General features: G+C 54.1%; 10 protein-coding genes. 6 read left to right on the top strand and 4 right to left on the bottom strand.

Going from position 1 to position 11,653, the window contains the following annotated elements; genetic code table 11:
* Nucleotides 1-348 (bottom strand): DUF3127 domain-containing protein, encoded by a 348-nt coding sequence (locus tag R0135_RS06325; RefSeq protein ID WP_407349407.1) that lies wholly within the window; start codon nucleotides 346-348, stop codon nucleotides 1-3.
* Between the two features lie 171 nt (nucleotides 349-519).
* On the opposite strand from R0135_RS06325, the gene R0135_RS06320 reads away from it, so the two are divergent.
* Entirely contained in the window at nucleotides 520-1,332 is an 813-nt protein-coding gene (locus R0135_RS06320) for a 2OG-Fe(II) oxygenase (protein WP_407349406.1), read from the top strand.
* A gap of 37 nt (nucleotides 1,333-1,369) precedes the next feature.
* Here R0135_RS06320 and R0135_RS06315 read toward each other — a convergent pair whose 3' ends face one another.
* Both R0135_RS06315 and R0135_RS06310 read right to left on the bottom strand, forming a co-directional pair.
* A complete protein-coding gene (locus R0135_RS06315) occupies nucleotides 1,370-3,577 on the bottom strand; it encodes a PQQ-dependent dehydrogenase, methanol/ethanol family (protein WP_407349405.1) in 2,208 nt (735 codons plus the stop codon).
* Nucleotides 3,578-3,719: 142 nt separating this feature from the next.
* The gene (locus tag R0135_RS06310) at nucleotides 3,720-5,441 is read right to left on the bottom strand and encodes an amidohydrolase family protein (RefSeq protein WP_407349404.1); all 1,722 of its coding nucleotides are present in this window, start codon (nucleotides 5,439-5,441) and stop codon (nucleotides 3,720-3,722) included.
* Nucleotides 5,442-5,692: 251 nt separating this feature from the next.
* Between R0135_RS06310 and R0135_RS06305 the strand changes: the two genes are divergently transcribed.
* The 5 genes from R0135_RS06305 to R0135_RS06285 all read left to right on the top strand — a co-directional run bounded on the left by R0135_RS06305 (nucleotide 5,693) and on the right by R0135_RS06285 (nucleotide 10,504).
* Entirely contained in the window at nucleotides 5,693-6,958 is a 1,266-nt protein-coding gene (locus R0135_RS06305; protein WP_407349403.1) for an NAD-binding protein, read from the top strand.
* Nucleotides 6,959-7,010: 52 nt separating this feature from the next.
* A complete protein-coding gene (locus R0135_RS06300) occupies nucleotides 7,011-7,511 on the top strand; it encodes a nuclear transport factor 2 family protein (RefSeq protein WP_407349402.1) in 501 nt (166 codons plus the stop codon).
* Nucleotides 7,512-7,631: 120 nt separating this feature from the next.
* On the top strand, nucleotides 7,632-8,510 hold the full coding sequence (locus tag R0135_RS06295) for an MOSC domain-containing protein (RefSeq protein ID WP_407349401.1): 879 nt from the start codon (nucleotides 7,632-7,634) through the stop codon (nucleotides 8,508-8,510).
* Between the two features lie 60 nt (nucleotides 8,511-8,570).
* Nucleotides 8,571-9,683 carry a glutathione S-transferase family protein gene (locus R0135_RS06290; protein WP_407349400.1) on the top strand — a complete coding sequence of 371 codons (1,113 nt, stop codon included), beginning with the start codon at nucleotides 8,571-8,573 and terminating at the stop codon, nucleotides 9,681-9,683.
* 8 nt (nucleotides 9,684-9,691) lie between these two features.
* Complete coding sequence (locus R0135_RS06285; RefSeq protein ID WP_407349399.1) at nucleotides 9,692-10,504, top strand: arylamine N-acetyltransferase family protein; 813 nt, start codon at nucleotides 9,692-9,694, stop codon at nucleotides 10,502-10,504.
* Between the two features lie 135 nt (nucleotides 10,505-10,639).
* Here R0135_RS06285 and R0135_RS06280 read toward each other — a convergent pair whose 3' ends face one another.
* Entirely contained in the window at nucleotides 10,640-11,653 is a 1,014-nt protein-coding gene (locus R0135_RS06280) for a dihydroorotate dehydrogenase-like protein (RefSeq protein WP_407349398.1), read from the bottom strand.

The raw sequence follows: 11,653 nt of genomic DNA, 5'->3' as shown, positions 1-11,653 counted from the left end.
TTAAAACGGTATATCGTCATCAAAATCAGAGGGACTTGGATAATCCTGCGCTGATGGCGGCGGTGGCTCTTCGCTATTACTGCCCTGTAGAGCCACTTTCCAGCCCTGAAGGTTATTGAAGTACCGGCCGTTGTATTCTCGACCGCGGATATCGAAGGTGACAGTGACTTCCTGGCCGGGTTGAAGGTCATCTAGCAGGGCGGTTTTGTCTTGCACAAACTCAAGATTGATCTCTTGGGGGTACTTTCCATCCTCGACAATGACCACCATTTCTCGTTTGGTAAATCCACTGTCGAATGTTTTGGGGTCCTGGATGAGTTTTATCTTCCCGGTTAATTCGTATGCCACGCTTTGTCTCCGCGTTAATGGTCGATCAATCGCCAGGTCAGGGATCATCGACACCAAGAATCAGAACGAGCAAACTAACTCTTCGTAATGCGTTCGCCAAGTTGATTCCGTTAAATTTGTGGAATTGGCTGATCGGAGGCCCATTAGAGATCGGTTAGTGACCTATCAGTGATGAAAGAAACACAGATTGCACAACAGATTCGCCAACGAATCGACGCTTCCATGGATCAGGCACAACAGCAATGGGCCAACCCGGTTGGGACTTCAACGAGGCACTTTGTCGTAGACGACCTTTTGCCTGAAGCGCTGATAGATAAGTTGTCAGCGGCGTTTTCTCAGGGTGGAATAGATTGGGTTCAACGCAGCAGTTTTCGAGAAAAGAAAAAGACATTCTCCAAGATTGATTCCATCGATCCCCTGGTGGGTGCTGTAACGGACGCCTTTCACGAAGAATGCGTATTAGAGGCGGTCGCGAGGGTTACAGGTTTTGATGGTTTGCAGGCCGATCCGGAGTTGTATGCAGGTGGTATTTCGATGATGGTTCCCGGTGACTTTTTGAACCCCCATATCGATAATAGCCACGATAGCGCCCGAGCCCGGTACCGACGACTCAACCTTTTGTACTACGTTTCACCGCAGTGGAGTAAAGACTGTGGGGGCAACCTTGAGCTGTGGGACGCGGCGGTGTCTAAACCGGTGGAGATAGTCTCCAGATGCAACCGCCTGGTAGTCATGGAGACCAACAAAACGTCCTGGCATTCGGTGAATGAGGTTATCACCCAACGAAACCGCTGCTGTGTTAGCAACTATTACTTTTCAACAGGCTCGCCGGATGGTTCCGCGTACTATCACGTGACCTCGTTCCTTGGTCGCCCCAGGCAGGTTCTTCGACGAGCCTGGGGACGCTGCGATAATTTTCTGAGGCAACAGGTCGCGGTTGGGCTCAAGATAAGCCGGGGCAAGAACTTATCGAGATACAAATAGCGAATTGCGAACCAGCCTTGACTGATTCGCCATACCACTAGTTTTCAGCTCTTAGGGCCATGTCGGCACGGGCCTGACTGATCACGTAAGCTCTGATCGCTTCGGTTTCTTCGGCTGTCAGGTATTCGGCAAAAGACACCATGCCATTTTGTGCCAGAACGCCTTCGCGTACCACGCTGTTCCAGGCCTCGGCATTGGCTGTGATAGGCGACCAGCGCAAATCAGGTAAGACGCCAGAGCTTTCGGCAAAGGGGCCGTGACATACCGAGCAGTTTCTTGCGTAATGAACGAGCCCCTCATTGAGCATCTGTTCGTTTCCAAAAGCTACCGCCAGCGTGGTGCGATCAACCTCGGGTAGGTCTGGCTCAGCGATGCTTTGGGTGCCGCCGAGCTTGAAGGTGACTACTTTTCCGACGGTGGAGGAAATAGTTTCATCGTAGGCATAACCTGCTGCAAGAGCATACAGCGATCCCCAGCCTGTAGTGATGCTGACGTACTGTGTATCGTCTATAGAATAGGTTGCAGGTCCTGCGTTGGCACCCGAGTGCAGGTCGTAAGACCACAGTGCTTCGCCGGTGGCGGCATCATAGGCCACGAACACACCGTCCAGCCGACCCTGAAAAACCAATCCCCCGGCCGTTGACAGCACACCGCCGTTCCATGCGTTGGCGTGCTCAACGGACCAGCGGGGTGATTGGGTTTTGGGGTCCCAGGCGATAAGTCGTCCCTTCAAAGCTGCCCGCGCGGCCTTCAAATCCGCCGGGCTTAAAACGGGTGGGACGCCGGCCGAGAAGTCTGCACCGGTATTCCATGCCGTTGAACCGGTGGAAAAGCGAGGATCTTCGGCGTAGACCGCAGGGATTTCCTGAGCCGGTATGTACGTCAGTTCCAACTCGGGGTTGTAGGCCATGGGATGCCAGTTGTGCGCGCCTGCGGGCCCGGGGAGCAGTGTTACCGGGTTTGTGCCGTAGCGTGCGCCCTCTGCTTCTATCGGTCGTCCGTTTTTATCAAGGCCTGTGGCCCAGCTAACAGGGCCAAAAGACTCGCCGGAGATAAACTCACCGTTGGTAGCGTTAATGACATAGAAAAAACCATTCTTGGGCGCTTGCATCGCGACCCTTACCGGCGCTCCTTCATCACCCAAGGGTAAGTCGGCAAGGATAATGCTCTGGGTGGCCGTGTAGTCCCAGTTGTCACCGGGCGTTGTTTGAAAATGCCAGCGATAGCGGCCGGTATTTGCGTCTACGGCAACAATGGACGACAGAAAGAGATTGTCACCGCCGGCGGGGTCACGGAAGTTACGATTCCAGGGAGATCCGTTGCCGACACCAAACACGATCTGATCGTTGACTTCGTCATACACGATGGAGTCCCAGACAGTGCCGCCGCCGCCGTCGGTAACCCAGTGACCGTCATCGCCCCAGCTATCGTTGCCGAGTTTTGCAAAGACCTCGTCGGAGATCTCGTTGTCGGGCTCTTTGTTCGGGTTAGGCACGGTGTAAAAACGCCAAATCTTGTCGCCGTTGTTGACATCGTAGGCGCTGAGATAGCCCCGCACTCCCAGCTCGGCGCCGCCGTTGCCGATAAGTACTTTGCCGTTTACCACGCGCGGCGCGCCGGTGATGGTATAGGGCTTGCTCTGGTCTACCGTCACGACACTCCAGTTACGCTCGCCCGTCTTGGCATCGAGCGCTTCGAGACGTCCATCTATAACGCCGACAAAAACCTGGCCCTCAAAAACTGCTACGCCGCGGTTGACCACATCGCAGCAGGCGTTTACCCCAACTGCTTTGTCGACCTCAGGGTTATATACCCAAAGCTCTTCACCTGTTGCAGCATCCAGTGCATAAACCAGCGACCAGGCAGAGGTAACGTACATTACGCCATCTACAACGATGGGAGTGGACTCGACGCCTCGGTTGGTTTGCAGGTCATAGGTCCATGCGACGCCTAGCTCTGCCACCGTGTCGCGATTCACGGCGGTCAGGGTTGAATGTCGTTGCTCGTCATAGCTGCCCCCGTACGTGAGCCACTCGTCGCTTGCACCGGTGTCGATGATTCGCTGGGTAGTCACTGCGGCAAAAGTACTTACCTCAGAGGCATCAGCTGCTGAGTTTTGGGGGGAGGGATCTGGACTTTGTTCTGAGCTTTGCTCGGAGCAGGCACCCAGAACCGCCAAAGCAGTCACTAGTAAAAATGGTCGGCCCAGGGCATGGCCCGTTTTGAGTCTCGATATCATCTGCATAGCATCATCTTTATTTTGTGGTTGTAGTCGGGTTCATTTGAGTTCTGAGTGTAGTGCTGCTTCAAGGCTTTATACAAATTGCCGTGATTCAAGCGGTACACGCGCTCAAACAATGCTTTTTAGGTTTAATGGCCGCAAGTCCTCACTGATAAGGAACTGCTAGTTCAGCGTGGGCAAAACCAGGGCCGCGCACAAAGCGTCCGGGCATGGCTCCAGTATGTTCCCCGTTACGAAGCACCACGCTGCCGTTGACGATTACATCGCGGACCCCGGTCGCTAACTGGTGAGGTTTTGCGAAGGTCGCATGATCCTGAATTGTCTCAGGGTCAAAGATGACCACGTCAGCGTAGTTACCGGGCTTTAAAATGCCCCTGCCCTTGAGCTTAAGATTGGCCGCCGGGAGACCGGTAAGGCGATGGATCGCCTCGGCAAGAGAGATAAGTTGTTCATCCCGAACATAACGCCCTAGCAGTCGTGCGAAGTTACCGTAGCCTCGCGGATGGGGATTGCTGTTGAGGAACACACCCTCGGGTGCCATAGAGCCCGAATCAGAACCAAAGGCCATCCATGGCAGGGTAATCTTGCGACGGACGTTATCTTCATCCATGAGAAAGTAGACCGTACCCACGCGGCTACCGTCTTCAATAACCAGATCCATCATGGTGTCGATGGGATGCTGACCGCGATCCTTGGCAACCGCAGCCAGGGTCATGCCAGTGTATTTACGTAAGTCCGTATTACGAAAACTCGTGAGTATCAGCTTCTCGGCATCGCCGGCCTCGGCGTAGAGGTTTTCCCAGTCATCGCCGGGACTGGCTATCTCCCGTCGCAAGCGTTCGCGAATCTTCGGGTTAGCCAGGCGCTTGGCCCAGGCCTCGTATCCGCCTTCTTGTACCCACGGTGGCATGGATGCATCAAGTCCTGTCGCACCGGCAGTGTAGGTATACATGTCTGCTGTGATGTCCAAGCCTCGGGCGCGAGCTTCCTCGATACGCGTGATGGCGGTTTCCAGCTTGCCGTGATTGCTTACTCCTCCGGCTTTCAGATGGTAAATTTCTGCCCCAATGCCCGCTTCCTCGGCAATGCGAATCAGTTCGTCGACCGCTTCCGGTAGTTTTGCGGATTCACTGCGTATGTGAGAAATATAACGACCACCGTACTCGGCGGCCACCTTGCACAAAGCGATCAACTCCTCGGTGCTGGCGTAAAACGCAGGGGCGTAGATGAGTGAGCTTCCTACGCCCAGTGCACCTTCTTCCATTGCCTCGCGCACCAGGGCCTGCATGCGTTCTAATTCCTCGGTGGTGGGAGGGCGGTCCTCAAAGCCTATCTCGTGAATACGCAAGGTAGTAGCACCCACAAAGGAGGCCACGTTGGTCGATACGCCTTTGTTCTCCAGGTGCTCTAGATAACCGCCAAGCGTGCTCCAGGATATGTCGTAACGGATATCGCTTTGACGCTGCAATGCTACGGTTTTGAGACGATCGTTCACTGGCCCCATAGACCAGCCTTCACCCATGACTTCCAGGGTGACGCCTTGGCGAATGTCACTCAGTGATCGGCCATCTTCTATGAGATCTTCGGTGGCCCAGCTGAGCATGTTGATGAAGCCCGGAGCGACCGCAAGCCCCTTGGCGTCAATAACCGTGTCAGCACCTCCAAGTCCCCAGCCCATGGCGACAATTTGATCATCCCGTATGGCGATATCTGCGACCACGGGGTCCCGGCCAGTTCCGTCGTAGATGGATCCTCCGCGAATAAGGAGGTCGAAGTCGCCGGCAGCAGCGGGGATTGCAAAGCAAACGCAGCTTAAGACAAATGACAAAAACGAAAGGCTAACAATTGGAGAACGAACAGTATTCATAGGGCGCACACCATGAGGAGGGTGGTTGAGATAAGCGACCATTGAGTGTGCCGTCAGCGGGTTTTCGATACAAGTGTCGCTCTTTTTGCGAGTAGCTTTGCTCCGCTGGTGTATTTCTTAACGGTGTTCCTTTTTTAAAGCAGGTGTGGACTGTTGATGATCAAGTGGACTGCGGTATCTAGGCTACACTGCAAACCCATGTACCCGCTGTAGATGCCTTCGGCGTCTTAAAACAACACCAGGGAGTAAAAGTGCGTCCAATCCCCATCCGCGCTATCGCCGCAATTGGCATTTTTGTCACGGCCGTTCTTGCACTTCAGTCCGGGGTCATCCTTAGCGCTGAAGATGCCGGCGTTAGCCGAAGCATACTCGTTGATTGCTACTACGCGCTGAGCCTGTTCGTAATCGGTGGTATCGATATTGGAACACCGCAATCAGGCCCGGCCTGGGCAGTGGCTTTGCTTTGGCTGAGCTACTTTGCAGCGCCTATTCTCGCTGTATCGACTGTATTGGATCTTTTTTTACGGATGTTTACTCAGCATCGCTGGCGTTTAAGGCGGCTCCGTAATCACGTGATTATCGACGGCGATGACGAGCTTACACGCAGTTATCTCAGACATCTCAGGCAAATAGATCCCAAACGTCAGGTTGTTGTCCTGCAGGGAGCGGGTTTTTCGGACACGTCTCGGGAGCAGCTTCGCAGAAGTTTTGGAGCATTGACCTGGGAGGGGGATTTGATCGACGCGTTCACCTTCGATCAGCTGCGCGTCAAGCATGCAGCCAAAATTTTATTGTTCTCCAATTACAGTTTAAAAAACTACGAGACCGTAAAAGCGATGCTTGATCGTCGCCAGGACCTTGCCGGCAAAATAGTCATGCATGTGGATCGCCTGCGATTCATGCGGTCCATGTCTTCGTCTCGTATCGCTCAGTCCGTGACGGTTTTTAACGGCTATCAAAGTGCGGCCGAAAGTCTTGTGACGACTCTTGCGGTACCGCACGTGCGCCAAAGCGGTGTGCCCATGGGGGTGGTAATTGCAGGCTTTGGACGGTTTGGACAATCTGTTCTCGAGTCGCTTCAAAATGCCTTGCCGGATGAAATCGCCGCTGTAGCATTAATTGAGCACGACGCGGAGCGGCGAGTGATGGTGACCAGAGAGCAGTTTTCTATCTCGACAAACTTTGAGCTGAAAATTCTGCAAGGCGATATGACGCACCCTGGTGTCTGGGAGGATCTGGACGGATTTTGGGACAGGAACAGTCCCAATACGCTATTTGTCTTCGCCACTCATCGTGAAGAGGATAATTTGAGATCAGCGCTGTGGTTGCGGCGACATAATCCCAACGCCTGGGTCTTCGCTCGCATAAGCCGTTATTCGAGTTTTGCGCAGGAGGTTGCGGATGATCATGACATTATTGCCATGGGGCTTTCGCAATTGATCGAGCGCTCGTTTCCCCAAAGCTGGATTGATTGCTCCATGGAGGGGACTGCTGAGTTAATCCCTCCGGGTAGCTAAGGCCTATGTTGGCGATAAGCTCTAAAAAAATCCTGCAATTAACGGAGCCCAGATGATCAAAGTACTGAAAGTTCGTAGTGTAATGGCGCTTGCCGTGTCAGCCGCAGCTGGTGTTTTCACAGTTGGCGCAGCTAATAGCGTGACAGCGGCAGAATGCACCACTGAATCATTGCGAGACGCACGCGAAACGTTTAATACAGGCATTCGTGAGAATGATCTCGAAGCTATAGCCCTGGTGTTGGATCGCGATGTTGTGCTGGTAACGGGAACCGACAGTGACCAGTTTATCGGGCGCGATCGTCAAATCGAAATCTGGGCCTCGGATGCCGACGATCCAGCGCGACTGATTTATAAGCGTGAGACTAGCGAAGTGAGTTTGTCACCTTTGTATCCCATAGCGATGGAGCTCGGTCGTTGGACCGGGGCGTCACCCATTGGTGATGAGGTGGGCGGAGAGTATTCAGCTAAGTGGCGATGCACATCGGATCAGTGGTTGCTCGAAGCCGAGATTTTTATGACTACGCGATGCACCGGAACCCTTTGCACTGATTGATCCCAAGCGGTGAGTACGCTCTATACGCGTGCCATTGTCCCAAGCTCTTCAAAAGGCGTTTTGACGCTGCATAGGTTTTTGATCTGCTAGACTCAGTACAAAAATAGCAGGTAAAACCTTATGCAAATTGGTCGCGTTTCAGAAGTGTGGATGTATCCCGTCAAGAGCATGGCGGGGCATACCGTTGACACGGTGCAGCTGGATGAACTGGGCGTTATTGGCGACCGTAGTTGGTCCATGCTTGAGTCCAATGGCGATGTCGCCTGGGGTAAGCGTTTTCCAAAGCTCATGAATCTAGAAGCACGCTATGTAAGCGAACGACCGCAGACGCGGATGTTTGCCGAGCATGTTCCGCCGGTGAGTGTGCGTTTTCCCGATGGTAGCGAAGTGGGAAGCGATGGACTGATTGACAGTCAGGTCAGCGCTTATGTTGGCGAGTCCTTGTCGCTCAGTGCGCTGCAGCCTCCCGAGAATCGTGAGCACTACCGCTGGGCGCAGCCATTGGATGAAGAGGCGATCATGAAGATCCTCGGTATCGCGCCGGGAGAGGCGCTGCCGGATCTGTCTGAGTATCCTGAAGAATTGATTTTGTTACTGGCAGAATGTTTTGCACCGCCCGGCACCTATAACGATATGGCACCCATCCATTTGTTAACGACGGCATCTCTTGCGCATATGTCGGAGCTGTCTGGGGAGTCCTTTGACTCTCGACGATTTAGACCCAATTTTCTAGTTGATACCAATGAGGATATAAGCGGCCTTGCTGAGTTTTCCTGGATTGGCCGTAGACTGCGCATTGGAGGAGCCGAGTTAGAAGTGGCGGCTAAAACCATCCGTTGCTCTATGCCGGCGCGCCCGCAGCTGCCTTTTGACCTTGAGGCAAATCCAAAGATTGCCAAAGCATTGTACGAAGAGACCAATCGATTTATGGGGGCTTATCTATCTATAGTGAAGCCAGGCGCGGTTTCTGCCGGCGACGAAGTGGTATTGCTGCCCTAGGGCCTCGGTACGATCAATCTGGCGCGGCTGACTTTGCCCGCGCTTCACTAGGAAGCCTTTATGACGCACCACACGCTCTACGGATCACCGCTTTCGCTTTATACAGGCCGTGCTCGCAGCTATTTGATTAAGGCTGGACTTGATTATCGAGAGACCACACCCACGAGTGAGCACTATGCGAAGGTAGTGCTACCGGCTGCCGGTAATCGCCAGGGTATTCCAACCTTGGAGACCGCTGATGGTCAGGTTATACGCGACGGCGCCGCGATCATCGACCACTTTGAAGCCCTAAGCGGTGATGGTTTTTCGCCCAGCGGAATCAAGCAGAACCTGGTTAGCCGCCTGTTTGACGTGATTGGGGCCGAGGGTCTGCTACGACCGGCCATGCACTATCGCTGGAACTTTGATGATCAAAATCTTGAGTTTCTGCGCTTCCATTTTCAGACCATGATGCCCAAGGGTATGGAGGACAAGACCGATAAGGCGATGCAATCTATGCGCAAAGCTGGGCAGGCCTTTGGCGTTGTGCCTGAGAGCGTGAACGTGGTCGAGTCTTTGTACGAAACCTTGCTGGACAAACTGGACGCGCACTTTGCCCAAGTTCCTTACCTGCTGGGCAACCGACCCTGCATCGGCGATTTTGGCATGATCGCTCCGCTATACTCTCATTTAGGTCGCGATCCCAAGCCGCTGTCGCTGATGCAGGCGCGAGCGCCTCATTTGTTTCGTTGGGTAGAGCGAATGAACCGCCCGGAGCCGGATATTGGTGAGTTTGAAAACCAGGCAGATGGCTATCTACCGGATGATGCAATCCCTGCAACGCTGATCGAAGTTATGCAGCACATCGCCGTTGATTTTGTGCCAGAAACACTCGCGGCCGCGGCCGTCATCAATGACTGGTTGGCCGCTCAGCAAGAGCTGCCCTCGGGCGCCACCGCAGAGCGAGGCGTGGGCTTTTGTCAGTTTAATATCGATGACGTCACCATCAATGCCCTTGTGCAGCCTTATCGATTTTATTTATTGGCTCGAGCTCAGACGATCTACGATTCGGCACCGGGCGTTGAGCAAGCCGCGCTGGCGTCGTTACTTCAGGCGGCGGGGATGCGAGAGATTTTGAATGTTAGCTTGACTCGAGAAGTCGGCCGTTCAGCAAATCTCGAAGTTTGGTGTTAATTACTTGTATGGAACTTGATGCCTACCTCCACCGAATAAATTTTGTTGGTACCCCCAAACCAGACTTAGACACACTGTTTCAATTGCAGCGCCAGCACCTCTATAGCATTCCCTACTCTAATTTGGATGTGCAGTTGGGTCGTCCGCTTACCACGGACGTCAAAAGCAGTTACGTCAAGTTGGTAGAGCAGCGGCAGGGCGGCTGGTGTTACGAAATGAATGGATTGTTGGGCGCGATGCTGGAGAGTGTTGGCTTTCAGGTTATGCGGATGTCTGGCGGGGTGCGGCGCGATGCGCGGGGCGACTCTGCCATTGGTAATCATCTGGTCTTGTGCGTGCAGTTAGACGAGCCCTGGGTTGTAGATGTGGGATTGGGTGATGGTCCCTATGAGCCCTATCCACTTAAAGCACACACATTCAGCCAACGTGGATTCACCTTTCGATTGGAGCATGTGAATGGCTATTGGCGCCTGCATAATTATGCGGGGAGTACCGCGCCCACATTCGACTTTGTGCACCAAACAGCTGATGAGGGTCAACTCAGCGCGAAATGTCATTGGCTGAGCACCGAGGCCGAATCGCCCTTCGTGAACGCTCTCGTGTACCAGCGCGTTGTGCCCGATGGATATGATTTGCAGGTGGGGCGCGTCGCGACAACGGTGCGTCCCGGCGTCCGTGAAGAGCGTTTGATTGACTCCGCAGATGAATTTGTACGAGCGATCTATCACCGGTTTGGTATTGATGAGCCGGCACTAGAAAGCCTTTGGGAAACAGTGCTTGAGCAGCACGAGATATATTTAGCCTCAAAGGAAAAGCAATAGAAAATAGCGGACTCACCTTAACGTTGAGGTTGCTGAGTCCCAATCTTGAAAACACGCAGGTACGAGCGAGTTCCGTGTCCTGTGACAGTTAACTGGTCGCTACCTTTGGGCGTAGAACCGTCGTTGAACCGAGTGTCAGAAGCGAACGCCCGCCGGAGCACTGTAGTTTTGCAAAACCTGCAGGTAATTCGCGCGCTCGAAGGCGGCCGGGTCCGGCGCCCGCTGACAGCTCATACTGCCTCGCAATTGCGCGACGGACTGATACTCCCGTAGTTCCAGCCAACGCTCCATGGTCTGTAGTATTTCGGTGAGAGCTCCCGGGCCGTCCTGCAACAGGACACTGCATAAGTGCACAATGTCAGCGCCGGCTAGTACTCCCTTCAACACATCCGATGCACAATGAAAGCCGCCGGTCAGTGCGATGTCGCAGTTGGTGTGTCCGAACAGCATGGCGGCCCAGCGAATGCGCAGCAGGGCCTCTGCGGGTGTCGACAGCTCTAGTTTGGGCACGACCTCCAGAGTTTCAAGCTCAATATCCGGCTGGTAGAACCGGTTGAACAGCGATACACCCCGTGTTCCCTGTGCCTCCAGCTTGCGGATGATATCCAGTGGCGCTGTGAACTGGGGTGAGAGTTTTATCGCTACCGGCAATTGCACGTATCCTGCCAGCGCCGCGACGACGTCCAGATAGCGTTGCTCCACATTGGTAGCCGTTTCCCCAGGATCGCCGGCTACATAGTAGATGTTGAGTTCCAGCGCATCGGCACCTGCTTCTTCCAGCGCCCGGGCATGACTTAACCAGCCTCCGGCGGTGGTGCCGTTCAGACTCGCAATAACCGGGATATCCAACGTGTTCTTAAGCGCCTGGAGATTTTCCAGATAGGCGTCCTCTACCGTACGATAGTTCGCCGGTAGGGGATGAAAACTGTCGGCCTCCGCATGTCCGATAGCCTGCTCGTCGAGGAAGCGGTTGAGCTTATTGTCCTCGGCGATAATGGCCTCCTCGAACAGGGAGGGCAGCACGATGGCCGCCGCACCGGCATCTTCGAGACGTTTTGCTGAATCCAGGGCGCCCGTCAGAGGCGAGGACGAGGGCACTAGCGGATTCTTGAGGGCCAGGCCCAGATATTCCGTGCTCAGATCGCTCAT

Source organism: Congregibacter variabilis (assembly GCF_045689235.1).
GTDB lineage: Bacteria > Pseudomonadota > Gammaproteobacteria > Pseudomonadales > Halieaceae > Congregibacter > Congregibacter variabilis.
This window is presented reverse-complemented; position numbering and strand designations above follow the sequence as displayed.

Excerpts from the sequence above, each read along its gene's own strand:
- R0135_RS06320 (WP_407349406.1), top strand. The coding sequence starts at position 520 with ATGAAAGAAACACAGATTGCACAACAGATTCGCCAACGAATCGACGCT.
- R0135_RS06315 (WP_407349405.1), bottom strand. The coding sequence starts at position 3,577 with ATGCAGATGATATCGAGACTCAAAACGGGCCATGCCCTGGGCCGACCA.
- R0135_RS06310 (WP_407349404.1), bottom strand. The coding sequence starts at position 5,441 with ATGAATACTGTTCGTTCTCCAATTGTTAGCCTTTCGTTTTTGTCATTT.
- R0135_RS06300 (WP_407349402.1), top strand. The coding sequence starts at position 7,011 with ATGATCAAAGTACTGAAAGTTCGTAGTGTAATGGCGCTTGCCGTGTCA.
- R0135_RS06295 (WP_407349401.1), top strand. The coding sequence starts at position 7,632 with ATGCAAATTGGTCGCGTTTCAGAAGTGTGGATGTATCCCGTCAAGAGC.
- R0135_RS06290 (WP_407349400.1), top strand. The coding sequence starts at position 8,571 with ATGACGCACCACACGCTCTACGGATCACCGCTTTCGCTTTATACAGGC.
- R0135_RS06285 (WP_407349399.1), top strand. The coding sequence starts at position 9,692 with ATGGAACTTGATGCCTACCTCCACCGAATAAATTTTGTTGGTACCCCC.
- R0135_RS06280 (WP_407349398.1), bottom strand. The coding sequence starts at position 11,653 with ATGAGCGATCTGAGCACGGAATATCTGGGCCTGGCCCTCAAGAATCCG.